General features: G+C 71.1%; 20 protein-coding genes. 12 read left to right on the top strand and 8 right to left on the bottom strand.

All coding sequences use genetic code 11. From position 1 onward, the window contains the following. Positions 1-19 precede the first annotated feature (19 nt). From ACQPZK_RS27170 to valS, 3 genes are all read left to right on the top strand, one after another. Positions 20-2002: an ABC transporter ATP-binding protein gene (locus ACQPZK_RS27170; RefSeq protein ID WP_433535654.1), complete on the top strand. Its 1983-nt coding sequence runs from the start codon at positions 20-22 to the stop codon at positions 2000-2002. After that, a complete protein-coding gene (locus tag ACQPZK_RS27175) occupies positions 1999-3879 on the top strand; it encodes an ABC transporter ATP-binding protein (RefSeq protein ID WP_433535655.1) in 1881 nt (626 codons plus the stop codon). Before ACQPZK_RS27170 ends, ACQPZK_RS27175 begins: the two co-directional genes overlap by 4 nt. A gap of 79 nt (positions 3880-3958) precedes the next feature. Continuing rightward, on the top strand, positions 3959-6574 hold the full coding sequence (gene valS, locus ACQPZK_RS27180) for a valine--tRNA ligase (protein WP_433535656.1): 2616 nt from the start codon (positions 3959-3961) through the stop codon (positions 6572-6574). Positions 6575-6621: 47 nt separating this feature from the next. Here the strand turns inward: valS and ACQPZK_RS27185 are convergent, their stop codons facing one another. The 5 genes from ACQPZK_RS27185 to ACQPZK_RS27205 form a co-directional block, all read right to left on the bottom strand. Continuing rightward, positions 6622-7266, bottom strand: a complete 645-nt coding sequence (locus tag ACQPZK_RS27185; RefSeq protein WP_433535657.1) for a hypothetical protein — start codon at positions 7264-7266, stop codon at positions 6622-6624. An 85-nt stretch (positions 7267-7351) separates the two neighbouring features. Further along, positions 7352-8062, bottom strand: coding sequence for an ABC transporter permease (locus tag ACQPZK_RS27190; protein WP_433535658.1), 711 nt, complete (start codon positions 8060-8062; stop codon positions 7352-7354). A gap of 4 nt (positions 8063-8066) precedes the next feature. Next, on the bottom strand, positions 8067-8981 hold the full coding sequence (locus tag ACQPZK_RS27195) for an ABC transporter ATP-binding protein (RefSeq protein WP_433535659.1): 915 nt from the start codon (positions 8979-8981) through the stop codon (positions 8067-8069). Further along, entirely contained in the window at positions 8981-9886 is a 906-nt protein-coding gene (locus tag ACQPZK_RS27200) for an ABC transporter permease (protein WP_433535660.1), read from the bottom strand. The genes ACQPZK_RS27195 and ACQPZK_RS27200 overlap by 1 nt, the downstream gene beginning before the upstream one ends. Then, positions 9879-10793, bottom strand: coding sequence for an ABC transporter ATP-binding protein (locus ACQPZK_RS27205; protein WP_433535661.1), 915 nt, complete (start codon positions 10791-10793; stop codon positions 9879-9881). Before ACQPZK_RS27205 ends, ACQPZK_RS27200 begins: the two co-directional genes overlap by 8 nt. Before the next feature lie 250 nt (positions 10794-11043). Here ACQPZK_RS27205 and ACQPZK_RS27210 point away from each other — a divergent pair, with 250 nt between their 5' ends. The 4 genes from ACQPZK_RS27210 to galT all read left to right on the top strand — a co-directional run bounded on the left by ACQPZK_RS27210 (position 11044) and on the right by galT (position 16182). Further along, entirely contained in the window at positions 11044-12555 is a 1512-nt protein-coding gene (locus ACQPZK_RS27210) for a glycosyltransferase family 2 protein (RefSeq protein ID WP_433535662.1), read from the top strand. An 87-nt stretch (positions 12556-12642) separates the two neighbouring features. After that, a complete protein-coding gene (cysC, locus tag ACQPZK_RS27215) occupies positions 12643-14172 on the top strand; it encodes an adenylyl-sulfate kinase (RefSeq protein WP_433535663.1) in 1530 nt (509 codons plus the stop codon). A gap of 112 nt (positions 14173-14284) precedes the next feature. Continuing rightward, on the top strand, positions 14285-15109 hold the full coding sequence (locus ACQPZK_RS27220; protein WP_433535664.1) for a DeoR/GlpR family DNA-binding transcription regulator: 825 nt from the start codon (positions 14285-14287) through the stop codon (positions 15107-15109). Next, a complete protein-coding gene (gene galT / locus ACQPZK_RS27225) occupies positions 15106-16182 on the top strand; it encodes a galactose-1-phosphate uridylyltransferase (RefSeq protein WP_433535665.1) in 1077 nt (358 codons plus the stop codon). Before ACQPZK_RS27220 ends, galT begins: the two co-directional genes overlap by 4 nt. A gap of 477 nt (positions 16183-16659) precedes the next feature. Here the strand turns inward: galT and ACQPZK_RS27230 are convergent, their stop codons facing one another. The 3 genes from ACQPZK_RS27230 to ACQPZK_RS27240 all read right to left on the bottom strand — a co-directional run bounded on the left by ACQPZK_RS27230 (position 16660) and on the right by ACQPZK_RS27240 (position 20321). Further along, complete coding sequence (locus tag ACQPZK_RS27230; protein WP_433535666.1) at positions 16660-17877, bottom strand: NADP-dependent isocitrate dehydrogenase; 1218 nt, start codon at positions 17875-17877, stop codon at positions 16660-16662. A gap of 505 nt (positions 17878-18382) precedes the next feature. Next, positions 18383-19333 carry a malate dehydrogenase gene (locus ACQPZK_RS27235; protein WP_433535667.1) on the bottom strand — a complete coding sequence of 317 codons (951 nt, stop codon included), beginning with the start codon at positions 19331-19333 and terminating at the stop codon, positions 18383-18385. Between the two features lie 127 nt (positions 19334-19460). Continuing rightward, the gene (locus ACQPZK_RS27240; RefSeq protein ID WP_433535668.1) at positions 19461-20321 is read right to left on the bottom strand and encodes a bifunctional methylenetetrahydrofolate dehydrogenase/methenyltetrahydrofolate cyclohydrolase; all 861 of its coding nucleotides are present in this window, start codon (positions 20319-20321) and stop codon (positions 19461-19463) included. 446 nt (positions 20322-20767) lie between these two features. On the opposite strand from ACQPZK_RS27240, the gene ACQPZK_RS27245 reads away from it, so the two are divergent. From ACQPZK_RS27245 to ACQPZK_RS27265, 5 genes are all read left to right on the top strand, one after another. Next, positions 20768-22369 carry a peptide ABC transporter substrate-binding protein gene (locus ACQPZK_RS27245; RefSeq protein WP_433535669.1) on the top strand — a complete coding sequence of 534 codons (1602 nt, stop codon included), beginning with the start codon at positions 20768-20770 and terminating at the stop codon, positions 22367-22369. Between the two features lie 203 nt (positions 22370-22572). Continuing rightward, the gene (locus ACQPZK_RS27250; RefSeq protein ID WP_151488628.1) at positions 22573-23511 is read left to right on the top strand and encodes an ABC transporter permease; all 939 of its coding nucleotides are present in this window, start codon (positions 22573-22575) and stop codon (positions 23509-23511) included. Further along, positions 23504-24460, top strand: a complete 957-nt coding sequence (locus ACQPZK_RS27255) for an ABC transporter permease (protein WP_433535670.1) — start codon at positions 23504-23506, stop codon at positions 24458-24460. Before ACQPZK_RS27250 ends, ACQPZK_RS27255 begins: the two co-directional genes overlap by 8 nt. Positions 24461-24527: 67 nt before the next feature. Beyond that, on the top strand, positions 24528-25556 hold the full coding sequence (locus ACQPZK_RS27260) for an ABC transporter ATP-binding protein (protein WP_433535671.1): 1029 nt from the start codon (positions 24528-24530) through the stop codon (positions 25554-25556). Continuing rightward, positions 25540-26574 (top strand): ABC transporter ATP-binding protein, encoded by a 1035-nt coding sequence (locus ACQPZK_RS27265; protein ID WP_433535672.1) that lies wholly within the window; start codon positions 25540-25542, stop codon positions 26572-26574. Before ACQPZK_RS27260 ends, ACQPZK_RS27265 begins: the two co-directional genes overlap by 17 nt. The last annotated feature ends 66 nt before the right edge of the window (positions 26575-26640 follow it).

Raw genomic sequence — 26640 nt, forward strand, 5'->3', positions numbered from 1 at the left:
ATGACGCTACCGTCGGGTAGTGCCTGTGGAGAGCGACGGCGACCGGGCCGCCCCGGTCGCCGCGGGCCGCCACCCCGTGCACAACCTCTGGCGGTTGCGCCGCTACCTGCGCCCGTACGCCGCCGAGTTCGTCTGGTTGCTGGTCGCCGGGCTCGCCGGAACGGCCGCCGGGATCGCCGTACCCCTGGTGGTGCAGCGCGTGGTGGACGGGCCGGTGGCTCGCCACGAGCCCGCGGGCCTGCTCCAGCTCGGTGGTCTGGCGCTGCTGCTCGGCGTGGTCGAGGCGGTGCTCATCTTCATCCGCCGGTGGGTGCAGTCGTCCTCGGCGGTGGGCATGGAGGCGGCGCTGCGCGCCGACGTCTACGCCCACCTGCAGCGGCTGCCGGCCAGTTTCCACGACCGCTGGCAGTCCGGCCAACTGCTCTCCCGGATCACCAGCGACCTGTCGGTGATCCGCCGGTTCCTGTCGTTCGGTGTCTTCTTCCTGGTGCTCAACCTCACCACCTACGTGGTGGTGGTGCTGTTGCTGATCCACCTGCACGTGGCGCTCGGCCTGCTGGTCGCGGCCAGCGCCGTGCCACTGTTGCTGATCACCCGCCGGTTCGGTCGGCACTACCACACCGCGTCCCGGCGGATGCAGGACCAGCAGGGCGACGTGGCGACGCTGGTCGAGGAGACCGCGCAGGGCCTGCGCACCATGAAGGCGTACGGGCGGGGGCCGGAGCTGGCCGCCCGCTTCGCCGACGGGGCCCGGACGCTGCACGACACCGGCGTGGGCAAGGGCCGGCTGCTGGCGAACACCGCGGCGCTGCTCGACCTGGTGCCCAACCTGACGCTGGGCGTGGTGCTGGTCGCCGGGGCGGCCGCCGCCGCGCGGGGCGTGCTCACCCTCGGTGAGCTGGTGGCGTTCGCCAGCCTCCAACTGATGCTCATCTGGCCGGTGCAGTCGCTGGGCTGGATCATCGCCAACGGCCAGGAGGCGGCCACCGCCGCGGACCGTGTCCAGGAGGTGCTGGACACTCCGCCGCAGATCGTGGACGCTCCCCATGCGCTCACGCTGAGCCGGGACGCGGTCCAGGGTCGACTCCGCTTCGAGCGGGTCGCCTTCCGCTACCCGGGCGCGGCCACGAGCGTCCTGCACGACATCGACCTGACCATCGAGCCGGGCGAGACGCTGGCCCTGGTCGGTGCCACCGGCTGCGGCAAGAGCACCCTGCTCTCACTGGTACCCCGACTGCACGAGGTGACCGGCGGCCGGATCACCCTCGACGGGTACGACCTGCGGGACCTGCGGTTGGCCTCGCTGCGCCGGCTGGTCGGGGTGGCGTTCGAGGAACCCACCCTCTTCTCCATGTCGGTCTGGGAGAACCTCACCCTGGGCCGCCCGGACGCCGACGACGACGAGGTCCGCGCGGCTCTCGCGCTGGCACAGGCCGATTTCGCGTACGACCTGCCGTGGGGCCTGGCCACCCGCGTGGGTGAGCAGGGGTTGTCGCTCTCCGGCGGTCAGCGGCAGCGGTTGGCGCTGGCCCGGGCGGTGCTCGGTCGTCCGGCGCTGCTGGTGCTCGACGACCCGCTGTCCGCCCTCGACGTGCACACCGAGGCGCTGGTGGAGGCGGCGTTACGGCAGGTGCTGCGGGCCAGCACCGCGCTCCTGGTGGTGCACCGGCCGTCGACGATCGCGCTGGCCGACCGCGTTGCCCTGCTCGACGGTGGCCGGATCGCCGCGGTCGGCCGGCACTCGGAACTGCTCGCCACCGTGCCCGCCTACCGGGCGTTGCTCGCCGCCGAGCCACCAGCACGCGCGGGAGCCGCCGAGCCACCAGCACACGCGGGGGCCACCGAGCCACCGGCTCATGCGGGAGCCGCCGGGCCACCACCCGTACCGCCGGCCGGCGCGCAACCGGCTGCCGTGCGGACCGCCGGGACAGAGCCCGGGTGTGTCGGGCCGGCGGGGCCCGGCGCGTCCACCTCGGACGGCTGGGGGCTGGTGCGCTCGTGACGTCTCCGGAGCAGGCCGATCCGTCTCCCGCCGGGGAGCCGGAGCTGGCCCGCTGGCGGGGGACGGCCACCGACCCGGAGGCCGACCGGAGCAGAGCCGAGGAGAACACTCCGGAGGCCGTCGCCCGGCTGCGTCGGCACAGCCGGGCCCTGCTGGCCGACCTGCTGCGCCCGCACCGGGGGCGGCTCACCGCTGCCGTCGGGCTGCTGCTGGCGCAGAACGCCGCCGCGATGGCCGGACCCTACCTGGTCATGGTCGGTATCGACCGGGCCATCGCTCCGCTGCGCGCTGGGAACGCCACCCCGCTGGTCGCCGTCGCGGGGGCGTTCGCCGTGGCCGCCGTGACGGAGTACGCGGCCCGGCGCGGCTTCCTCACCCTCTCCGCCCGCATCGGCCAGGCCGTCCTGCTGGACCTGCGGCAGCGGGTGTTCGGGCACTTCCTGCGCCTGTCGGTGGGCTTTCACGAGCGGTACACGTCGGGTCGGATGGTGTCCCGCCTCACCAGCGACCTGGACAGCATCGCCGAGTTGGTGGACGGGGGGATCGACAGCCTGGTGCTCGCCGCGCTGTCGATCCTGTCGGTGGCCGCCATCCTGCTCTGGCTGGACCTGCCACTGGCCGCGGTGACGCTGCTCGCGTTCCCGTTCCTGTTCTGGCTCTCCCGCTGGTTCGCACGGGCGTCGGCCACCGCCTACCGACGGACGAGGGAGGCCGTCGCGCTGGTCATCGTGCACTTCGTCGAGTCGATGCGGGGCATCCGGGCGGTACAGACCTTCCGCCGGGAGCCCCGCAACCAGCGGATCTTCGCGGCCCTCGGGGACGATTACCGGCGTACGAGCCTGCACGCGTTCCGGCTGATCGCCACGTACTCGCCGGCGATCAAGCTGATCGGCAACCTCACGGTCGCGGTCGTGCTCTGCTACGGCGGGTGGCGGGTGCTCGGCGGGCGGACCGAGATCGGTGTGCTCGCCGCGTTCCTGCTCTACCTGAGACGCTTCTTCGAGCCGATGCAGGAGCTGAGCCAGTTCTACAACTCGTTGCAGTCGGCGACGGCCGCCCTCGAGAAGCTGGCCGGGGTGCTCGACGAACGGCCCGGCGTCGCCGAGCCGGCCCGGCCGGTGCCGCTGCCGCGCGGCCCCGGTCACGGCGAGCTGACCTTCCGGGGCGTCTCGTTCGGCTACCGGGCGAACACCCCCATCCTCGCCGGCGTGGACCTGCGGGTGCCGGCCGGGCAGACGGTCGCGCTGATCGGGCCGACCGGCGCGGGCAAGTCGACGATCGCCAAGCTCGTGGCCCGGTTCCACGACCCGGACGCCGGCACGGTCCTGCTGGACGGGATCGACCTGCGCGCGGTGTGCGACGCCGATCTGCGTCGCGCCGTGGTGCTCGTGACGCAGGAGAACCACCTGTTCAGCGGCACGGTGGCGGAGAACATCCGGTTCGGCCGGCCGGGTGCCGACGACGCCGAGGTACGGGCCGCCGCCCAGGCGATCGGCGCGCACGAGTTCATCGCCGCGTTGCCCGACGGGTACGCGACGCAGGTGCACCGGCGCGGCGGCCGGCTCTCCGCCGGCCAGCGGCAACTTGTCGCGTTCGCCCGGGCGTTCCTCGCCGACCCGACCGTGCTGATCCTCGACGAGGCGACGTCCTCGTTGGACGTGCCGACGGAACGGCTGGTGCAGCACGCGCTCGGCACCATCCTGCGGGACCGGACGGCGCTGGTGATCGCACACCGCCTCTCCACTGTGGAGACGGCGGACCGGGTGCTGGTCCTCGACGGCGGTCGGGTCGTGGAGGACGGCCCGCCGGCCGTGCTCGCCGCGTCCGGCGGCCGGTACGCCGCCCTGCACCGGCAGTGGCGCGACTCGCTCGTCTGAGCCACGCGCCCGGCCGGCCACCGCGACGGCGATCGGCAACTGCGTGGCCCGGCACCCTGCTGATGCCTACGATCGGCAGATGACCGATACGGCGAGGACGGCCCGCGCCGGCGTTCCCGAGCGTCCCAGTCTGGACGGGCTCGAGGAGCGCTGGGCGCAGCGCTGGCAGGAGGAGGGCACGTACGCGTTCGACCGCTCGAAGACGACTGTTCCGGGTCGCGGCGCGGCGTCGGACGCGCCGAGCCGGAATGGTCGCAGGGCGGACGTGTACTCCATCGACACCCCGCCGCCCACCGTATCGGGCGAGCTGCACATGGGGCACGTCTTCTCGTACACGCACACCGACACCGTCGCCCGCTACCAGCGGATGCGCGGCAAGGCGGTCTTCTACCCGATGGGCTGGGACGACAACGGGCTGCCCACCGAGCGTCGCGTGCAGAACGTGTACGGGGTGCGCTGCGACCCGGCCCTGGCGTACGACCCGGTGTGGCGGCCCCCGGCCACCCCGGTCGACGACGCCGCGCGCCGTGACCCGACACCGATCTCGCGGCGCAACTTCATCGAGCTGTGCGAGCGGCTGACGGTCGCCGACGAGCAGATCTTCGAGGCCCTCTGGCGGCGGCTCGGGCTCTCGGTGGACTGGTCCCTGACGTACACGACGATCGGCCGGGTGGCCCGCGCCACCAGCCAGCGGGCATTCGTGCGCAACCTGCGCCGGGGTGAGGCGTACCAGGCGGAGGCGCCGACACTGTGGGATGTCGGCTTCGCCACCGCGGTCGCGCAGGCCGAGCTGGAGGACCGGGAACGTCCCGGCGCGTACCACCGGCTGCGGTTCACCGGGCCCGGCGGGCGCGAGGTGCTCATCGACACCACCCGGCCGGAGCTGCTGCCGGCCTGCGTGGCGCTGGTCTGCCACCCCGACGACGAGCGGTACGCCGACCTGGTGGACGCGACCGTGCGCAGCCCGCTGTTCGACGTCGAGGTGCCGGTGCGCGCGCACCCGCTCGCCGATCCCGCGAAGGGCACCGGCATCGCGATGGTCTGCACGTTCGGTGACCTGGCCGACGTGACCTGGTGGCGTGAGCTACAGCTGGACACCCGCGTGGTGATCGGCCGGGACGGTCGGCTGCTGCCCGAGCCGCCGGCCGGGGTGCCCGCGGCCCCGTACGCGGCGCTCGCCGGGCAGAGCGTCAACGGCGCGCGCCGGGAGATCGTCGGGATGCTGGCCGACGCGGGTGACCTGGTCGGCGAGCCGCGTCCGGTGACCCACCCGGTGAAGTTCTACGAACGGGGTGACCGGCCACTGGAGATCGTCTCGACACGCCAGTGGTACCTGCGCAACGGCGGACGGGACGCCGACCTGCGGGCGACGCTGCTGGCCCGGGGCGCGGAGCTGAACTGGGTGCCGGCGCACATGAAACACCGCTACGACAACTGGGTGGGTGGCCTGAACGGCGACTGGCTGGTCAGCCGGCAGCGCTTCTTCGGAGTGCCGGTGCCGCTGTGGTACCGGCTCGACGACACTGGCGAGCCGGACTGGTCCCACCCTCTCACGCCGGACGAGTCGGCGCTGCCGGTCGACCCGTCCAGTGACCCGGCGCCCGGTTTCGACGAGTCGCAGCGCGGCCGGCCGGGCGGCTTCGTCGGCGACCCGGACGTGCTCGACACCTGGGCGACGTCGTCGTTGACCCCGCAGATCGTCGGCGGCTGGGAGACCGACCCGGAGCTGTTCGCGCAGGTCTTCCCGATGGACCTCCGCCCGCAGGGGCAGGAGATCATCCGGACCTGGCTCTTCGACACGGTGGTCCGTTCGCACTTCGAGCACGGGGTGCTGCCCTGGCGGGACACCGTGCTGTCGGGCTGGATCCTCGATCCGGACCACAAGAAGATGTCCAAGGCCAAGGGGAACGTGGTCACCCCACTCGCGCTGCTGGAGCAGCACGGTTCGGACGCCGTGCGCTACTGGGCGGCCAGCGGCAAGCCCGGCATGGACCTGGCCTTCGACCCGGCGCAGATCAAGGTCGGCCGCCGGCTGGCCACCAAACTGCTCAACGCGTCGAAGTTCGCGCTCGGCCTGGGCGCCGCGGACGCGCTGCGCGCGTCGGCGACGGCCCCGCTCGACCGGGCCATGCTCGCCGAACTGGGCACGGTGGTCAGTGCCGCGAGCACGGCCTTCGACGGGTACGACCACACGGCCGCCCTCCAGGTGACCGAGGCGTTCTTCTGGCGGTTCTGCGACGACTACATCGAGTTGGTGAAGGAGCGGGCGTACGGCACCGGAGCGGCTGCCGACTCGGCTCGGGCCGCGTTGGCCTCGGCGCTGTCGGTGCAGTTGCGGCTGTTCGCCCCCGTGCTGCCGTACGTCACCGAGGAGATCTGGTCGTGGTGGCGGTACGGGTCGGTGCACCGCGCCCCCTGGCCCACCACCTACGAGGTGGCCCGAGCGATCGAGGGAACGGGCGAGCCCGCGCTGCTGCGGCTGGCCGGGGACGCGTTGGGCCAGGTGCGGCGGGCCAAGTCGGAGCGGAAGCTGTCAATGAAGGCGGAGGTGCCGCTGGCCGAGGCACTGGGCCCGGCGGCGCTGCTGGAGCAGCTCACCCTGGTCGCCGACGACCTGCGGGCAGCCGGCCGGATCGGCAAGCTCGACCTGCTCCCCGACCGCACCCCGGAGCTCGTGATCGCCTGCGCGTTCTGACCGGGTCCGCCGCCGCCCACCCCCCGGGGGCGGCGGCGGGCCGGCCGTCACCAGCCGCGCAGGAAGCGCAGCCCGAGCAGGAACGCGACCACCGCGGGCCCCACCAGCAGCGTGATCGCCTGGAGCCGGTACGGCATCCGATGCCGGGCCAGCTCGACCGCGTTGCCCAGCACGATGACCCCGGCCAGCATCAGGAACCCACCCCACCAGCCGGTCTCCGGCTGGATCAGGTCCACCTGGATCAGTTGCAGGGTCACACCGAGCAGCGCACCGGTGAGCGCCAGCAGCGCCACCGCCCGGTGCAGGCCACGGGCGAGCGGGTCGGCCGCCCGCCAGCCGTAGGTGCCGGCGACGGCCAGACAGGGCAGCACCACCATCAGCGGCCAGCCCCGCCCCATCACGCCGAACATCAGCAGCGCGCCCACCGCGAACACCAGGGTGCCGACGCACACGAGCAGGTAACCGCCGAAGGCCCGGCCACCACCCCGGGCCAGCAACGGCCCGCCGCTGGACGCGATCAGGGCGGCCGGGACGAGGATGAACACCGCCCACCAGTGGAACCGGCCGCTGCCCTGGGCGGCCGTCGCGACCGTCGCGCACGCAAGGCCGGCAGCGGCCAGGCTGACCAGCCACGGCCGGCTGCTCCGGGAGTACGGGTCAGCCAAGGGTCTGCGCTCCGCTTCGACAGTCACGTCCACCAGCCTCGTCGGTGGCACCCGCCCGGTCCATCCGGCCAGCCCTACCCGTCGCCGGAGGGCTGGCCGGACCCGGCACGCCTCAGCTCGTCTCGCCGGCCACGCTGAACGATCGCAGGCGGTCGATCGCCAGCACCGTGAAGCCGACGCTCACCAGCGCGGTCATCACGGTGGCGACCGGCACCGACACGCTGGTCTCCAGCAGCCCGCTGGGCGCGAGCCGGTCGGCGAGGGCGATCACGTACTGCTGGATGGAGAGCACCTTCGTGCCGCTGACGAAGTTCCCCAGCAGCCCCTCCCAGATCAGCACGTAGACGAGGCCGAGCAGCACCGGACGCCGGGTGATGAGGCTGAGCGCGAGGAACAGCGCCGAGTAGGCCAGCGCGCCGAGCGCGGACGCGGCGGCGAGGGCCAGTCCGAGGCGTACCGAATCGGCAAGCACGCCCGCGACGTAGAGCGGCACCGCGACGGTGGCGGCGGTGACCCCGGTGGCGACCGCGAGCTTCGGCAGCACGATCTGCCAGCGCGGCAGCGGCTTGGTGAGGATGTGCACGACGGTGCCGTCGTCGATCTCCGCGCCCAGCACGCCCGTGCCGATGATCAGGGCCACCACCGGCAGCACCACCGCCAAGCCGAGGCCGACCAGCACCGGCGGGCCCCACTGGCGTGGGTCCACACCCAGGGAGCGGCAGAGGACGGCCAGGCCGAGCAGCACCAGCGGCAGTGGAAGCAGCAGCAGGAACCGCCGCCGGCCGAACAGCCCGCGCGCGGTGATCCAGGTAATGGTCGACATGTTCTCAGGCCTCCACCAGGTAGGAGAAGACGCTCTCCAGGGACTCGTCGGACGGCACCAGCTGACGCACCCGGATGCCCTGCCGCAGGGCGATCCGGGGCAGCGCCCGGGTGAAGGCGCCGTAGTCGCCGGCGCGCACGGTCAGGCCGGCGCGGTCCAGCTCGACGGCACTCACCGACGGCTCGGCGATCAGGGCGACGGCCAGCGCCCGGTCGTCGGTGGAGCGCACCGCGAAGACGTGCGGCCGGTTCGTCATGAGCCGACGGATCGTCCGGAAGTCGCCGGAGGCGGCCAGCCGCCCCGCCACCATCACCTGCACCGTGCCGGAGACCTGCTCGACCTCCTCCAGGATGTGCGAGCTGAACAGGATCGTCCGGCCGGAGTCGCCGAGGGAGTGCAGCAGCTCCATCATGTGCAGCCGCTGGCGCGGGTCCATCCCGTTGAACGGCTCGTCGAGCAGCAGCACCTGCGGGTCGTGCACCAGCGCCGCGGCCACCCGCGCGCGCTGTCGCATGCCCTTGGAGTACGTGCCGATGCGGCGATCCTGCGCCGACTCCAACTCGACCAGGTCGATGGCGCGTCGGGCCGCCGCCGCCGGATCGGCCAGTCGGTGCAGCTTGGCGCTGGCGAGCACGAACTCGTACGCGGTGAGGAAGCTCTGCACCGCCTCCCGCTCGCTGACCAGCCCAAGCCGGCGGTAGACGGCGGGATTACGCCAGGTCGGCTCGTCGTCGAGGGTCACCGTGCCACGCGACGGGGCGAGGAATCCGGCCATCATGTGCAGCAGCGTGGTCTTGCCGGCGCCGTTCGGGCCGAGCAGACCGGTCACCCCGGGGCCGAGGATCATGCTGATGTCGTTGACGGCCACCACGTTGCCGTACCACCGGGACACCCCGGTCAGGCTCAGCGTGCTGCTCATCAGGAGGCGACCTTCCGGTAACGGGCCAGCAGGAGGGTGGTCGCCCCGGCGACCAGCAGCACCGCGACCAGGGCGTAGACCGGGCCGAACCCGCCGATCGACGGGCCGCCGTCCTGGTTTTCGGGGACCAGCAGGTCACCGAGCGACCAGACGCCCACCCCCTGGACCAGCGTGGTGGGCGAGGCGAGCCCGGCCAGTTCGTTGGCCGTACGCGACGGCAGGATGCTCAGCGTGCCGACGATCGGCGTGGTCATCAGGAAGACGGCGACCACCCCACCGGCGGCGAACGCACGCTTGCCGGTCAGCGACGCGACGAGCAGCCCCACCGAGGCGAACACCACCGCCCACAGCCCGGCGTAGAGCAGGCCGGGGAGCAGGTCGAGCAGTTCGTTCCAGACACCCTTGAGCCCGTCCTTGGTGGTGAACGCGGCGCCCAGGAACATGATCAGTTGCGGCCCACCGAGCAACAGCCAGAGGCCGGTGACCAGCGCCAGCAGCTTGGCGATCGCGTAGTCGGCGCGCGGCAGCGGACGGGAGAAGTACAGCGGCAGCACACCGCTGCGCAGGTCGCGGGAGACCAGCTCCGGTGCGGCCACCGCGACGAAGAACAGGACCAGCCAGCTCATCGCGTCGGCGAACTGGGCGTACGTGGCGACCGGTTCACCGAGCTGGCTGCGTACGGCGGCCAGGGCCACCGCGACGAGGGTGACGATGCCGATCACCAGCCACGGGAAGATCTTGGCCTTGGCGCTGCGCCCGAGCCCGAAGATGGTGCGCAGCCCGTGCAGGTAGAGCGCACCGAAGACGTGCCGGCGGCCCAGGCGAGGACCCTCGTAGCGCTGGTAGCCGATGTCGTGGATGACACCGGCCGGCGCGGACCGGACGGCGGCTGACGGCTCAGGCATGGGTGAGCTCCCTCGTCGCGAAGAGTTCGGCCACCCGGTGCCGGCGCTGATCCAACCGATGCAGCGGCAGGTCCAGCTCGGCGACCGCGCCGAGGATCAGGTCGTACGTGCTGTCGTCGGCGAGCGGTACGAGCAGCAGCCGGCCGTCGCGCGCCACCGGCAGGTCGAGCGCGGCGAGTCGGGCGGCCAACTCCTCGGTGCCCTCGCTGACTTCGACGGCCAGCACGTCGGTGGCCGAGGTCATCGCGGAGATGTGGTCGGCGCGCAGCAGCCGGCCGCCGTCGATGGCGATCAGCGTGTCGCAGATCCGCTCCACCTCGCCCAGCAGGTGCGAGCACACCAGGACGGAGATGCCGAACTCGGTGCCGATCCGGTGCACCAGCGCCAGCATGGCGTCCCGCCCGGCCGGGTCCAGACCGTTGGTCGGCTCGTCCAGCAACAACAGGTCGGGGTCGTGCACCAGCGCCTGGGCCAGCTTGACCCGCTGCTTCATGCCGGTGGAGTAGCCGCCCACCGGCCGGTAGCGCTCCTCGTAGAGCCCGACGTGACGCAGCGCCTCGGAGGCGCGCTCGCGGGCCACCGTGCGCGGCAGGCCACTGATCCGCCCGAGGTGGGTGACCAGCTCGGCGGCGGACAGGTCGGGTGGGAGACAGTCGTGCTCGGGCATGTAGCCGACGCGGGCGCGGACCGCCGCCGGTTCGGTGGTCGGGTCGATGCCGAGCACCTTGACCTGCCCGCTGGTCGGGGCGATCAGGCCGAGCAGAATCTTGATCAAGGTGGATTTGCCGGCGCCGTTCGCCCCCACCAGGCCGATGATCCCGGGCTCGACGGCGACGGTGAGGTCGGCGAGCGCGGTGACCCGACCTCCGTACGTCTTGGTGAGCGACTGGGTCGCGATCAGTGTCACCAGGCCAGCGTAGGGAGTCGATACCTCCCACCGACACCGGCGCGCCCCCGGCGCTCCCCTGATCCTCGCCTCGGCAGACCCCTAGGGTCTGCTTCATGAGGGCGTCGCCGGTTGTGTGGACGTTTGCGCCGGTCGTACGCTCGGTCAGACCCCGCCGCCGGAAAGTCCGGTGCGGGGTGGCACGATTCACTTCCCGTTCACCGGGCAGTGTTCCGGGGGATATTCGACCGCCGACGCGGGAAGGATCGTGATGGTCGAGGTTGGCGTCCCCAAGGTGAGTGTCGTGGTGCCCGCGTACAACACCGGCCCGCACATCGAGAAGCTGGTGGCCTCGCTGCTGCGCCAGTCGCTACCGGCCGACGAGTTCGAGGCGATCTTCGTCGACGACGGTTCCAGCGACGACACCGGCGCACGGCTGGATCGGCTGGCCGCCGAGCACCCGCACATCCAGGTCGTGCACATCGAGAACTCGGGCTGGCCGTCGCGCCCGCGCAACATCGGCATCGAGCGGGCCCGAGGCGAGTACGTGTTCTTCGCCGACGACGACGACTGGTTCGCCGACCAGGCGCTGGAACGGCTCTACGACTGCGCCACGACGTACGACGCGGACCTGGTGATCGGGAAGATGGCCGGGCACGGGCGCGGTGTGCCCCGGGAGCTGTTCCGCAAGAACCGCTTCGACGCCACGTTGGAGAACGCGCCGCTGATCGACAGCCTGACCTGTCACAAGCTGTTCCGCCGCGCCTTCCTCAACGAGCACAAGCTGCGGTTCCCGGAGGGCGGCAAACGGCGACTCGAGGACCATTCGCTCGTCGTACGCGCCTACTTCGCGTCCCGCCGTACCTGCGTGCTGTCCGACTACACCTGCTACCACCACACGCAGCGGCCGGACGCCAAGAACGTCACCGCGGCGCGGCTGGAGCCGGCGAGCTACTTCGCGAGCGTGCGTGACGCGCTGGACGTCGTCGACGCCCACACCGAGCCGGGGCCACTGCGCGACCGGCTGCACCGACGGTGGCTGCGCAACGAGATGCTCAACCGGCTCCGCGGCAAGCGGCTCCTGGACGCTCCCGAGGACTGGGTGGAGCAGGTCGCCGCCGAGGCCCAGAGCATCATCCAGGAGCGGTTCGCCCCCGGGGTCGCGGCTGGCCTGCCGCCGCTGCAGCGGGCCGTGGCGTACCTGGTCGAGCGGGGACGCGTCGCGGACCTGCGGCGGCTGGCCCGCTGGGAGGCGGGCATCGCCGGGCACGGCAGGATCGACGCGCTCCAGCCGGACGACCACACCGTCACGGTGAGTGTGGCCGCCGAGCTGCGCTCCGCGGACCAGCCGATCGGCTTCCGCGCCGACGACGAACGCGACGTGCTGGTGCTCCCGATCGACGACATCGCCCCCGAGGTGCTCGACTCCACCGCGCAGGTCCGCAAGGCCCGCCTGGACGTGGTCGCCCGCCGCCGGGAGACCGGTGACGAGATCTTCCTGCCGGTGAAGTTCCAGGTCGAGCGGGTCGCCGCGCCCGACGCCGACAGCGTCCACCTGGTGCACCGCGCCACCACCACGATCGACTTCCGGGCCCTCAACGGCGGTCGTACGCGGGGTAGCTGGTTCCTCAAGGCACGGATCACCAACGCCGGATGGACCGAGGACGCGCGGCTGCCGCTGCTCTTCATCTGCCCGGCCGACGGCGCGAAGCCGAGGATCCGCGACGAGCGGAAGGTCTGGAACTGGCTGCGGTCGGCGGTGGGACGCCGGGTCCGTCGCTGACCCGACCGCTCACGTCGTGGAGTGGCGGCCTCGACCGATCGGCGGTCGGCTGCGAAACTGTGTGCCGTCAGCGAGTGGGGGGTGTGGATGAGCAACGGCTGGGTGCTGCCCGACGAGGTGCTCCGGGACGCGCCGGCGTACACGCCGCGTCCCGGTGAGCTCGCGGATCTGGAGCTGCTGCTGACCGGCGCTTACGCCCCCCTGACCGGCTTCATGACCCGTGCCGACCTGGTGTCGGTGAGTCGGCGCGGCCGGCTGGCCGACGGCACGCCGTGGCAGGTGCCGGTGAGCCTGCAGGTGCCGGCCGCGCTGGCACAGGGCTTCGACCCGCGCGATGAGGCCCGCCGGGCTCTGGTGCTGACCGACGCCGAGGGCGCGCCGGCCGCCGCTCTCGAGGTGACGGACGTCTGGCCGGTACGCGAGGGCGTCGCGGGCCTGGGTGGCCCGCTCCGGCGGCTCGGTGACGGCGCCCACGGTCCGTTCCAGCGGTTGCGGCGCAGCCCCGAGGAGGTGCGGGCGCTGCTGCCCCCGGGCCGCGTGCTCGGGGTGATCGCCGACCGTCCGCTGCACCGGCCGCAGCTCGCCCAGATCGCCCACGCAGCCCGCACCCTGGCCGCCCATCTGCTGGTGATGATCCCGGTCGGCGAGGGCGGTGTCGGTGGGCTCGCACCGGAGGCGCTGGTGCGTACGATCTTCGCCGCCCGGGACCGGATGCCTCCGGCGACCCTGGTGGCCGTACCGCTGTCGCACCGCCGCGACGAGATCAGCGACGCTCTGCTGCGGGCGCGCGTCTCCGCCTCGTACGGGGTCACCCACCTGCTCTCCACCGGGGAAATGCTCTCCGGGGCTGGCCTGCGGGTGCTGGTGCCGCGGGAACTGGCGTACGACAACCGGGACGGGCAGTGGCGCTGGCGGGAGGACATTCCGCCGCGTAACCGACGTCTCGCGCTCACCCAGGACGAGATCGACGACCTGCTCGACCGTGGCTTCCCCCTGCCCGAGTGGCACACCCCTCCGGCGGTCGCGAAGGAGTTGGCCCGAGCTCGGCCGCCACGCCGGCACCGAGGGGTCGTGGTGTTCCTGACCGGCCTCTCCGGCTCCGGCAAGTCCACCATCGCCCGAGGGCTGGCCGACGCGTTGCGGGAGAACGGCGACCGTACGGTGACCCTTCTCGACGGCGACGTCGTACGGCGGGAACTCTCCGCCGGGCTGGGCTTCAGCAAGACCGACCGGGATCTCAACGTCCGCCGGATCGGGTGGGTGGCGGCCGAGATCGCCCGGCACCACGGCATGGGCATCTGTTGCCCGATCGCCCCGTACGCCGCGGCCCGCGCGACGGCACGGGAGATGGCCCTGGCCGCCGGGGCGGGCTTCGTGCTGGTGCACGTCGCGACGCCGCTGGAGGTGTGCGAGCAGCGGGACCGCAAGGGCCTGTACGCGCGGGCCCGCGCCGGTCTGCTGACCGGGATGACCGGCATCGACGACCCGTACGAGGAGCCGACGGACGCGGACCTGGTGCTGGACACCTCCCGCCTGAGCGTCGCGGAGGCGGTGCAAACCGTACTCGATCACCTGACCGAGACCGGCTGGGTGGAGTTGAAGATCCAGTCCGCCTGAGCCGTCGCCCCACTCCTTTCCTTCCGCCGGTTCCGAGCACGCGCTAGTGTTCATCTTTGTTGGAACACGTTCGACCGCGTGAGAGTACGTGGACCCCTGGGAGGCACGGCGGATGCTCGCACGGCAGCGGCAGTCGGCCATCCTGGATCGGGTACGCGCCACGGGCGGCGTCCGGGTGACCGACCTGGCGACCGAGTTCGGCGTCTCCGACATGACCATCCGGCGCGATCTGGAGGCCCTGCACGAGCGCGGCCTGCTGGCCAAGGTGCACGGCGGGGCGACCGCGGCCGGTCCCAGCTCGACCGACGAGCCGGGCTTCCACGCCAAGTCCGTCCGGCAACTGACGGAAAAGGCCGCCATCGCGGACCGTGCGGCGGCGCTGGTCCGACCCGGCGCGGCGGTCGCCCTCAGCGCCGGCACCACCACCGCGGAACTGGCCCGCCGGCTGGTGGACATTCCCGGTCTGACCGTGGTGACCAACTCGCTGCCGGTGGCCGAGATCCTGCACGCCGGGGGTCGCTCCGACCAGACGGTGGTGCTCACCGGCGGCGTCCGGACGCCGTCGGACGCGCTGGTCGGCCCGCTCGCCGTCGGGGCCGTCCGCCGGCTGCACCTCGACCTGCTCTTCCTGGGCGTCCACGGCATCACCGAGCGGGCCGGCTTCACCACCCCGAACCTGATGGAAGCCGAGATCGACCGCGCGCTGGTCGCCGCTGCCGATCAGCTGGTGGTGCTCGCCGACCACACGAAGTGGGGCACGGTCGGCATCTCCTCGATCGTCGAGCTGGCGGCGGCCCACGTACTGGTCAGCGACGAGGCGTTGCCTCCGACCGCGCGGCGGGTACTCGGCGAACAGGTGGGCCAACTGATCATGGTTAAGGCGACGAGGGCGGGCCGCGCGACGCGCACGCCGACAAGTGAGGGGACGGCGCCGTGAAGCGCACCGCGATCAACCTGGCCGACGGCCGGGAACTGATCTACTTCGACGAGAACGACGACGCCGTCCGCGACCAGCCGGACCGCCGTGAGCTGCCGCCGCCACCGCCCGCGTCGCAACTGCGCTACGACCCGCTGACCGACGAGTGGGTCGCGGTGGCCGTGCACCGGCAGACCCGTACGTTCCTTCCGCCCGCGAACGAGTGCCCGCTCGACCCGTCCCAGGGCGATCGGCTGACCGAGATCCCCGCCCCGGACTACGACGTGGTGGTCTTCGAGAACCGGTTCCCCTCGCTGAGCGGTCGGGTCGCCGACGAGCCCGGCGAGATCACCCCGTTCACGCCGGTCCGACCGGGCGAGGGCCGGTGCGAGGTGGTCTGCTTCACCTCCGACCACAACGCCTCCTTCGCCAGCCTCCCGCCACGTCGCGTCCGCACGGTCCTGGACGCGCTCGCCGACCGGACCGAGGTGCTCGGCGAACTGCCCGGCGTGGAGCAGATCTTCTGCTTCGAGAACCGGGGTGTCGAGATCGGTGTCACGCTGCACCACCCGCACGGGCAGATCTACGCGTACCCCTTCGTGACGCCGCGCACCCGGGCGTTGCTGGCCGCGGCGCGCCGGCACGCCGAGCGCACCGGCGGGGGCAACCTGTACGCGGACGTGCTGGCCGCCGAACGCGCGGCCGGCGACCGCGTCGTCGCCGAGAACGAGCACTGGACGGCGTTCGTGCCGGCGGCGGCCCGCTGGCCGTTCGAGGTGCACGTCGCGCCGCGGCGCGTGGTACCGGACATCCCGGCCCTCAACGACAGCGAGCGCGACGCCTTCGGGCCGCTCTACCTCGATCTGCTGCGCCGCTTCGACGGGCTGTTCGACATGCCGATGCCCTACATCGCGGCGTGGCACCAGGCGCCGGTGCGGATCGACCGCGAGCTGGGCCATCTGCACCTCCAGCTCTTCAGCATCCGGCGGGCCAAGGACAAGCTGAAGTACCTGGCTGGCTCCGAGTCGGGCATGGGCGTCTTCATCAACGACATCTCCCCGGAGCGCGCCGCCGAACTGCTACGCGCCGCCTGATCCGGCCGCCCCGCGCGTCGGGCCGTCTGCGCCGAGCCTTCGCGCTCCGGTCGTGGGTGCGGCTGCCCCGGGCTGTCGCGCTCCGGCCGTGGGTGCGGCTGCCCCGGGCTGTCGCGCTCCGGCCGTGGGTGCGGCTGCCCCGGGCCGTCGCGCTCCGGCCGTGAGTGCGGCTGCCCCGGGCTGTCGCGCTCCGGCCGTGGGTGCGGCGAGGACGCCGGGAACAGGGCGCGGGGGGCCCGGGACAGGGCCCCCCGCAGGGAAGGGACGGCTGGCTGTGCTCGACACAGCCGGGAAGGCTGGCTGATCGGCACGCACACCGCGGTCGACCTCGGTCAACCTTCTCGGACGCGACTGGCATCTCGTCCACCCTGGTCAACGAGGCGCGCCGAGCCCGGTGACGCCGCGTGCGTGTCGCCCGCCGGACACAGCGGAGCCCGCCAGCACTCGCTGGCGGGCTCCGGTGGTGACGCTGTCGGATCAGGCCGCGAGCCGGCGGGCCAGGTTCTCGTCGAGCGCGTTCATGAACTCGTCGGTGGTCAGCCACGGGGCGTCGCGCGAGATGAGCAGCGCGAGGTCCTTGGTCATCTGGCCGCCCTCGACGGTGTCGATGATGACCTGCTCCAGGGTGTTGGCGAACTCGGTGACCGCCGGGGTGCCGTCCAGCTTGCCCCGGTGGGCCAGGCCCCGGGTCCAGGCGTAGATCGACGCGATCGGGTTGGTCGAGGTCTTCTCGCCCTTCTGGTACTGCCGGTAGTGCCGGGTGACCGTGCCGTGCGCCGCCTCGGCCTCGACGGTGCGACCGTCCGGGGAGAGCAGCACCGAGGTCATCAGGCCCAGCGAGCCGAAGCCCTGCGCGACGGTGTCGGACTGCACGTCACCGTCGTAGTTCTTGCAGGCCCAGACGTACCCGCCCTCCCACTTCAGCGCGGCGGCGACCATGTCGTCGATGAGCCGGTGCTCGTAGGTCAGGCCAGCGGCGTCGAACTCCGCCTTGAACTCGCTCTCGAACACCTCGGCGAAGATGTCCTTGAACCGGCCGTCGTACGCCTTGAGGATGGTGTTCTTGGTCGACATGTAGACCGGGTAGTTGCGGTCCAGGCCGTACCGGAACGAGGCGCGGGCGAAGTCCCGGATCGACTCGTCGTAGTTGTACATGCCCATGGCGATGCCGCCGCCGGGGAAGTTGGCGACCTCCATCTCCATCGGCTCGCCGCCGTCGGCCGGCGTGTAGGTGATGGTCACCGTGCCCGGGCCGGGGACGACGAAGTCGGTGGCCTTGTACTGGTCACCGTGGGCGTGCCGGCCGATGATGATCGGCTTGGTCCAGCCGGGGACCAGGCGCGGCACGTTGGACATGATGATCGGCTCACGGAAGACGACGCCGCCGAGGATGTTGCGGATGGTGCCGTTGGGCGACCGCCACATCTTCTTCAGGCCGAACTCCTCGACCCGGGCCTCGTCCGGGGTGATGGTGGCGCACTTGACGCCGACGCCGTGCTCCTTGATGGCGTTGGCGGCGTCAATGGTGACCTGGTCGTCGGTCTCGTCGCGGTACTGGATCGACAGGTCGTAGTAGTGCAGGTCGACGTCGAGGTAGGGCAGGATCAGCTGCTCCCGGATCTGCTTCCAGATGATCCGGGTCATCTCGTCGCCGTCGAGCTCCACGACCGGGTTGTTTACCTTGATCTTCGCCATCGGCCGGCGCTCCTCTCGGGGGACACGTGCTCAAGCAGTACGAGCGTACTGCAATTGGGCCGGCAGCCCTCAGCCGGCCTCGACCGACCGGTGAAACCGGGCTGCACGGCACAGCAGTTCCCGGACACGAGCGCGCGATGCCACTGAGCCGCACCCTCGGGTCTATCACGCCCACACACCCACCAACGAAGAGCGCGACTTCTCCCACCCCCCGCCCGCCCTCGCCCGCCTGCCCGCCTGCCCGCCTGCCCCGGTGATCATGAAGTTATTGCCCGTCCGCACGGCGTGTCGGGGCAGTAACTTCATGATCACCGCGCAGATCGGGGCGCGGACCCGTTGTCGACCCGGTGATCAAGAGGTTTGCGTCACCAAAACCTCGATTCCTGACGCGAACCTCTTGATCACCGAGGTGGGCGGGCGTGGGAGGCCGGGGGCCGGGTTGGGGTGGAGTGGGCGAAGGGCGCGTCGGCGGAAGCCGGCGCGCCCTTCGGATCGTGCTGGGGTACTACATGCTGGAGATGTCGCCCTGCTTGGCGCGGACGGCCTCGGCGGCCTCCAGGAGGCTGGCGCGCTCGTCGGCGTCCAGGTCGGTCTCGACGACCCGACGGACGCCCTCGGCGCCGATCTCAGCCTCTACGCCCAGGTAGACGCCGGAGATGCCGTACTCGCCGTCGACCCAGGCGCAGACCGGCATGACGTCGCCGGAGTCCTCGGCCACGGCCTTGGCCATGCGGGCGGCGGCGGCGGACGGGGCGTAGTACGCCGAACCGGTCTTGAGCAGCGCGACGACCTCGGCGCCACCGTTGCGGGTCTTGACGACCAGCTCCTCGATCTGCTCGGCCGGCATGGCGTCGCGCAGCGGCTTGCCGTTGACGGTGCTCAGCGACGGCACCGGGACCATGGTGTCGCCGTGCGAGCCGAGGGTCAGGGTGCGTACGGACGCCACGGGCACGTTCAGCGCCTCGGCGACGAAGTTGCTGAACCGTGCGGTGTCGAGCATGCCGGCCTGGCCGAGGACCCGGTTCTTGGGGAACTGGGTGGCGAGCTGCGCCAGGGCGGTCATCTCGTCCAGCGGGTTGGAGACGACGATGACGACGGCGCTCGGGGCGTACTTGGCGACGTTCTCGGCGACCTGACGAACGATCTTGGCGTTGGTCTCCAGGAGGTCCATCCGGCTCATGCCCGGCTTGCGGGGCAGACCGGCGGTGATGACGACGACGTCGGAGCCCTCGATGGCCTCGTAGCCCTCGCCGTTCGGGCCGGTGGTCACGCCGACGACCTTGGTCTCGAAGCCCTCGATGGCCCGCGACTGGTTGAGGTCGAGTGCGAGGCCCGCGGGCTTGCCCTCCACGATGTCGGTGATCACTACGGTGTCGAAGACGTCGTACTCGGCCAGGCGCTGTGCGGTGGTGGAGCCGTAGAAGCCAGCCCCGACGACAGTGACCTTCTTACCCATGGTCGTCCCACTCCCTGATACCAGTCGGTTTTCCGGACCGTATCAGCCATCCTGGCACCGATCGGGCCAGGGGCGGCGGCCTTCCCCGGGATGGGGCGAACGTCACCGGCGTCCCGCGGCGCACGGGTCAGCCGCGTTCGGCGCGTTCCACCACGTTCGTCAGCAACATGGCGCGGGTCATCGGGCCGACACCGCCGGGCATCGGGACGAGCGCGCCGGCCGTCTCGGCCACCTCCGGGTCGACGTCCCCGGTGTAGCGGCCCTTGCCGTCCGGGCCGATCACCCGGGTGATGCCGACATCCACGACCACCGCGCCCGGGTTGATCATGTCGGCGGTCAGCAGGCCGGGTACGCCGGCGGCGACGATGACGATGTCGGCGGCACGGGTGTGCGAGGCGAGGTCGAGGGTGCCGGTGTGGCAGAGGGTCACGGTGGCGTTCTCGCTGCGCCGGGTGAGCAGCAGGCCGAGCGGGCGACCGACGGTGTTGCCCCGGCCGACGACCGCCACGGTGGCGCCCCGCAGCGCCACGTCGTGGCGGCGGAGCAGCTCGACGATGCCGCGCGGGGTGCAGGGCAGCGGACCGTCGTAGCCGAGGACGAGGCGGCCGAGGTTGACCGGGTGCAGGCCGTCGGCGTCCTTGTCCGGGTCGATCAGCTCCAGCACCCGTTGCGTGTCGAGGTGGGCGGGGAGCGGCAGCTGGACGATGTAGCCGTGGCACGCCGGGTCGGCGTTCAGCTCGGCGATCACGTCGTCGACCTGCTCCTGGGTGGCGTCGGCCGGCAGCTCGCGACGGATCGAGGCGATGCCCACCTCGGCGCAGTCGCGGTGCTTGCCGTTGACGTACGCCTGGCTGCCGGGGTCGGCCCCGACCAGGACCGTGCCGAGCCCGGGGATGATGCCGCGCTCCGCGAGAGCCTTCACCCGTGTCCGCAGCTCGTCCTTGATTTCCGCTGCGGTCGCCTTGCCGTCCAGAAGCGTCGCCGTCACGACCAGATCGTCTCATGTCCGGCACCTGCCGCTCCCGGGACCTCGCTTCGGCCGGCCGCCGAGGCCCCGGTCACACCCGATTTGGTAACGAAGAGTCACGTGCCCTTCATCACTATCAGTAATGTTCTGTGGACCCGATCACCGCTGAAACGGTCGGACTCGGCGTGATCGACCGAGAACGGACGACCTGCCGAGCGGCATCGAATCCGCCCCGGATGGTGACGGACATTCTCCATGTCCTCGATGATTGCGCAGCTCAGCGCCGTCCGTCCGGTTTGGGGTAGCACGGGCCACGGCACCCTGCAAGGAAGGCGTCCTCGGACCGTTACGCACTCGCAACCGGGCCGTTGTCGACGGCCGGTAACCGACCTACCGTTACCGCTTGTTGCGCAGCGTAAACCCAGCGTCGGGCCTGACTGCGCAGCGTGAGGAGATGAGGAGGCTCAATGCGAGTTCGTAGACTCGCCGCCTGGACCGCCCTCCCGCTCGCGGTGACGCTGGGCCTCGCGGCCTGCGGCAGCGGCGGAGACGGTGGATCCGGTGGCAGCGGCAGTTCGGCCGTCAGCATCCAGATCGGCGAGCCGAAGCACCTGGTTCCCACCAACACCACCGAGACGTCCGGCGCGCAGGTCCTCACCGGCCTGTTCAGCCCGCTCGTCGACTACGACGCCCAGAACAAGCCGTACGAGGTCGCCGCGCAGTCGATCACCTCGTCCGACAACAAGGTCTGGACGGTCAAGCTGAAGGACGGCTTCACCTTCCACAACGGTGAGAAGGTCTCGTCCGAGGACTACATCAACGCCTGGAACTACGGCGCGTACGCCCCCAACGGCCAGGACAGCAACTACTTCTTCGAGAAGATCGCTGGTTACGCGGACCTGCAGGGCAAGACGCCGAAGGCCAAGGAGATGTCCGGCCTCAAGAAGGTCGACGACCTGACCTTCACGGTGACGCTCTCCGACCCGTACATCGACTTCCGGACGATGCTCGGTTACACCGCGTTCTACCCGATGCCGGACGCCGCGTTCTCGGCGCCGGGCGTGCTCAAGGACTCCTACGAGCAGGCGCCGATCGGGCAGGGCCCCTTCAAGATGAAGGGCACCTGGCAGCACGACAGCAAGATCGACGTCGAGCGCTACGACGCGTACCCGGGCGAGAAGCCCAAGGTCAAGGACATCGAGTTCCGGATCTACCAGCAGCTCACCGCGGCCTACGCGGACGTCCTGGCGGACAACCTGGACGTGCTGCCGACGATCCCGACCGAGAGCCTGAGCACCGCGCCGACCGACCTGGGCGACCGGTACCAGACCAGCCCGATGTCGTCGTTCCAGTTCCTCGCGTTCCCGACGTTCGACAAGGACTACGCCAAGCCGGACGTGCGCAAGGCCATCTCGATGGCGATCGACCGTGACGAGATCACCAAGTCGGTCTTCAAGGGCTCGCAGACGCCGGCGCGCTCCTTCGTCTCGCCGGTCCTGCCGGGCTACCGGGAGGGCACCACGGGCACGGTGGGCGACTTCAACCCGACCGAGGCCAAGAAGCTCTACCAGGCCGCCGGCGGCCCGTCCAAGATCGTCATCTCCTACAACGGCGACGGCGGCCACAAGGACTGGGTCGACGCCACGGTCAACCAGCTCAAGGCCAACCTGGGTGTCGACGCCGTCGGTGTCGCCGAGCCGAAGTTCGCCGACCTGCTGACCAAGGTCGAGAAGAAGACGCCGGTGGGCGCCTTCCGGATGGGCTGGGTCATGGACTACCCGAGCATGGAGGACTACCTCGGCCCGCTGTACAGCACCAACGGCTCGTCGAACTACTACGGCTACAGCAACCCGGAGTTCGACAAGCTCGTCAAGGAGGGTTCCGCCGCCAAGACGCAGGACGAGGCGATCGCCAAGTACCAGCAGGCGGAGGACATCCTGGCCAAGGACATGCCGGTGATCCCGCTGCGCTTCGGCCAGAACGTGTTCGGCCACTCGTCCAAGGTCAAGAACGTGCAGATGGACCTGTTCCAGCGGGTCAACCTCGTGAAGATCGAAGCGGCCAGCTGAGCTGACCAACGGATTCGGGCCACCCGGGCAACGACGCCCGGGTGGCCCGGACCGCGCTGTCCCGGCCGGGCCCGCGACACGGGCCCGGGACAACCGGCGGCGCCGGCCTCCCCCGGGCCGGACGGCACGTGCCTGACATTTCGGGTACGACCAGAGATGCCGTCCTGCGACCCTTTCGCATTTTTCCGGAGAGACTGCTAAGCATGTTCCGCTACATCCTGCGGCGCCTACTCCAGATGGTCCTGGCGTTCTTCGGGACCACCCTGATCGTCTACGCGCTGATGTTCGCCGGCCAGGGCGACCCCATCCAGGCCCTTGCGGGCGAACGCCCGGTGACGGCGGCCCAACGGGCCTACCTGACGGAGAAGTACCACCTCGACGCGACGGGCGTCGGCGGGTTCTTCTACCGCTACTTCGACTACGTCAAGAGCCTGCTCCAGGGCGACCTCGGCCAGTCGCTGACCGGCCGACAGATCGGTGACATCCTGCAGGCGGCCTGGCCGGTCACCGTCAAGCTCGCGCTCATCGCGCTCGCCGTGGCGATCATCTTCGGGGTCACCGCAGGCGTGGTAGCCGGCATCCGCCGGGCCAGCATCTTCGACAACTCGACGCTGGTGCTGACCCTGCTGGTGCTGGGCATCCCGACCATCGTGCTGGCGCCGCTCGCCCAGTACCTCCTGGGCGTCAAGTGGCAGCTCTTCCCGCCCACCGCCGGCTCCCAGCCGACGTTCTACGCGCTGCTGCTGCCGGGCATCGTGCTCGGCTCGCTGTCGCTGGCCACCGCGCTGCGGCTGACCCGTACCTCGGTGGCCGAGAACCTGCGCGCCGACTACGTCCGGACCGCCCGGTCCAAGGGCCTGGTCAAGCGCCGCATCGTCACCGTTCACGTCCTGCGCAACTCGCTCATCCCGGTGGTCACCTTCCTCGGTGTGGAGTTGGGCAACCTGATGAGCGGCGCGATCATCACCGAGGGCGTCTTCAACATCCCCGGCGTGGGCTTCAACCTCTTCCGCGGCATCCGCACCGAGGACGGCCCCCTGGTCGTGGGCATCGTCAGCGTGCTCGTCGTGGTCTACCTGGTCTCGAACCTGGTGGTGGACGTCCTGTACGCCGTACTCGACCCGAGGATCCGCTATGAGTGATTTTGAAACCGTGGCGGCCACCGAGAACCAGGCCGCGCGACGTGGCCCCTCGGGCGAGCCGGGCACGCCAAACCAGGTCGGCGCGCCGCAGAAGCCGCGCAGCCTGGCCGGGGACGCGTGGCGCGACCTGCGCCGCAACCCGATCTTCTGGATCTCGCTGGCGCTTGTCGTCATCTTCACCCTGATGGCGCTCGCCCCCGGCGTGTTCACCACCAACAGCCCGAACGACTGCCTGCTCTCCCGTCAGCACGCCGGGCCGTCCGGCGGGGCCATCTTCGGGTACGACTTCCAGGGCTGCGACACGTACGCCAGGGCGGTCTACGGCACGCGGGCCTCGCTGCTGGTCGGCGCGCTCGCCGCGCTCGGCACCGGCATCATCGCCCTGGTCGTCGGCATGCTGGCCGGTTACTTCGGGCGCTGGGTCGACGCCGTGCTCTCGCGGGTGATCGACGTGGTGCTCGGCATCCCGCTGCTGCTCGCGGCGATCGTGCTGCTCAAGCGGGTGTCCAGCGACAGCGAGAACGCCCGGATCGCCGCCGTGATCTTCGTGCTGGCCATCCTGGGCTGGACCACCGCCGCCCGGGTCGTGCGCTCCTCGGTGATCACCGCCAAGGAGCAGGACTACGTCGCGGCGGCCCGGATGCTCGGCGCCGGCAACGGTCGGATCATGTGGCGACACATCCTGCCGAACTCGCTGGCTCCGGCCATCGTCGTGCTGACCATCGCGCTCGGATCGTTCATCGCCGCCGAGGCGACGCTCTCCTTCCTGGGCATCGGGCTGAAGGCGCCGACCATCTCGTGGGGTCAGGACATCGACACCGGCCGGATCCACATGCGGGAGGCGGCGACGCCGCTGATCGTCCCGTCGGCCTTCCTCGCGCTGACCGTGCTGGCGTTCATCATGCTCGGCGACGCCATCCGTGACGCCTTCGACCCGAAGCTGCGGTGACTCCCATGCGAGCGCGAGGAGTGGGCGAAGCGAGCACCGCAGCCGCGAGCGAAAGGCAGGCACAGTCATGACCGTCGAACCCACGCCCGCCTCCGCCACGCCCGAGGGCGGCCACCTGCTGGAGCTGCGGGACCTGCACGTCGAGTTCCGGACCAACGAGGGCGTGGCCCGGGTGATCAACGGCGTGTCGTACCACCTGGACGCCGGGGAGACCCTGGCCGTGCTCGGGGAGTCCGGCTCCGGCAAGTCGGTCACCGCGCAGGCGATCATGGGCATCCTGGACACCCCGCCCGCGTTCGTCCGCTCCGGCCAGATCCTCTACCAGGGTCGGGACCTGCTCGACGCCTCCGAGGAACAGCGGCGGCAGGTACGCGGCAAGGAGATCGCGATGATCTTCCAGGACGCGCTGTCCGCCCTCAACCCGGTGTTCCCCGTCGGCTGGCAGATCGGTGAGACGTTGCGCCAGCGCGCCGGCATGTCCCGCGGTGACGCCCGGCGTCGCGCGATCGAGCTGATGGACCTGGTCAAGATCCCCGGTGCCGCGAAGCGGATCGGCGACTACCCGCACCAGTTCTCCGGCGGTATGCGGCAGCGCGTCATGATCGCGATGGCGTTGGCGCTGGACCCGAAGGTGCTGATCGCCGACGAGCCCACCACCGCGCTCGACGTCACCGTGCAGGCCCAGATCATGGACCTGCTCGCCGACCTGCGCCGGGACCTCAACATGGCGATGATCCTGATCACCCACGACCTGGGCGTGGTCGCCGGCGTCGCGGACCGGATCGCGGTCATGTACGCGGGTCGGATCGTCGAGCACGCCGACGTCCGCTCGCTCTACAAGGCGCCGGCGCACCCGTACACCAAGGGGTTGTTGGAATCGATCCCCCGCCTGGACGTCCGCGGCCAGGAACTGTCGACGATCAAGGGGTTGCCCCCGAACCTGATGCGCATCCCCTCCGGCTGCCCCTTCCACCCCCGGTGCCCGTACGCGCAGCAGGTCTGCGTGGACGTGGTGCCGCACGACCTGGTCCTCGGCGACGGCCGGACCAGCGCTTGCCACTTCGCGCAGGAGGTCCGTGATGACAGCGCCCGCTAGCTCCGGCAAGGTCCGGGGCGAGACGATCCTCTCCGTCGACAACCTGGTGAAGCACTTCCCGATCAGTCAGGGTGTGCTGTTCCAGCGGCAGATCGGCGCGGTCAAGGCCGTCGACGGCGTGAGCTTCGAGCTGCGCCGGGGCGAGACGCTGGGCGTGGTCGGCGAGTCCGGGTGCGGCAAGTCCACCCTCGCCCGGCTGCTCATGCGGCTGGAGACGCCGACCTCCGGAAGCGCCACCCTGGAGGGTAGGGACCTGTTCAAGGCCTCCGGGTCCGAGCTGCGCCGGCTGCGCCGGAACATGCAGATGGTCATGCAGGACCCGTACACGTCGTTGAATCCGCGGATGACGGTCGGCGACATCATCGGCGAGCCGTTCGAGATCCACCCGGACGCCGCCCCCAAGGGCAGCAAGGCCAAGCGCGTCCAGGAGCTCCTGGACGTCGTCGGGCTGAACCCGGAGCACATCAACCGGTACCCGCACCAGTTCTCCGGCGGTCAGCGTCAGCGCATCGGCATCGCCCGGGCGCTCGCGCTGCGGCCCGAGGTGATCGTCTGCGACGAGCCCGTCTCGGCGCTTGACGTCTCCATCCAGGCCCAGGTGATCAACCTGCTGGAGCAGCTCCAGGACGAGTTCGGGCTCTCGTACATCTTCATCGCCCACGACCTGTCCGTGGTACGGCACATCGCCGACCGGGTCGCGGTCATGTACCTCGGGCGGATCGTCGAGATCGGCACCGAGGACGAGATCTACGAGCGCGCCACCCACCCGTACACCCAGGCTCTGCTCTCGGCCGTGCCGGTGCCGGACCCGGAGGTACGCGACCAGCGCAGCATGATCCGGCTGGTCGGCGACGTGCCGAGCCCGGCCGACCCGCCGAGCGGCTGCCACTTCCGGACCCGCTGCTGGAAGGCCCAGGAGATCTGCGCGATCGAGGACCCCGCAACGGTCCCGAGAGCGGCGGACCCCCACCCCTCCGCCTGCCACTTCGCCGAACTCCGCTCCCCCACCACAGCCTGACGCCCGGCCCCCTCGCCCGGCCCCCTCGCCCGGCCCCTCCCCGGCTGATCATGAAGTTGTTGCCCC

The organism is Micromonospora sp. CA-249363 (genome assembly GCF_050950185.1).
Taxonomy (GTDB): domain Bacteria; phylum Actinomycetota; class Actinomycetes; order Mycobacteriales; family Micromonosporaceae; genus Micromonospora.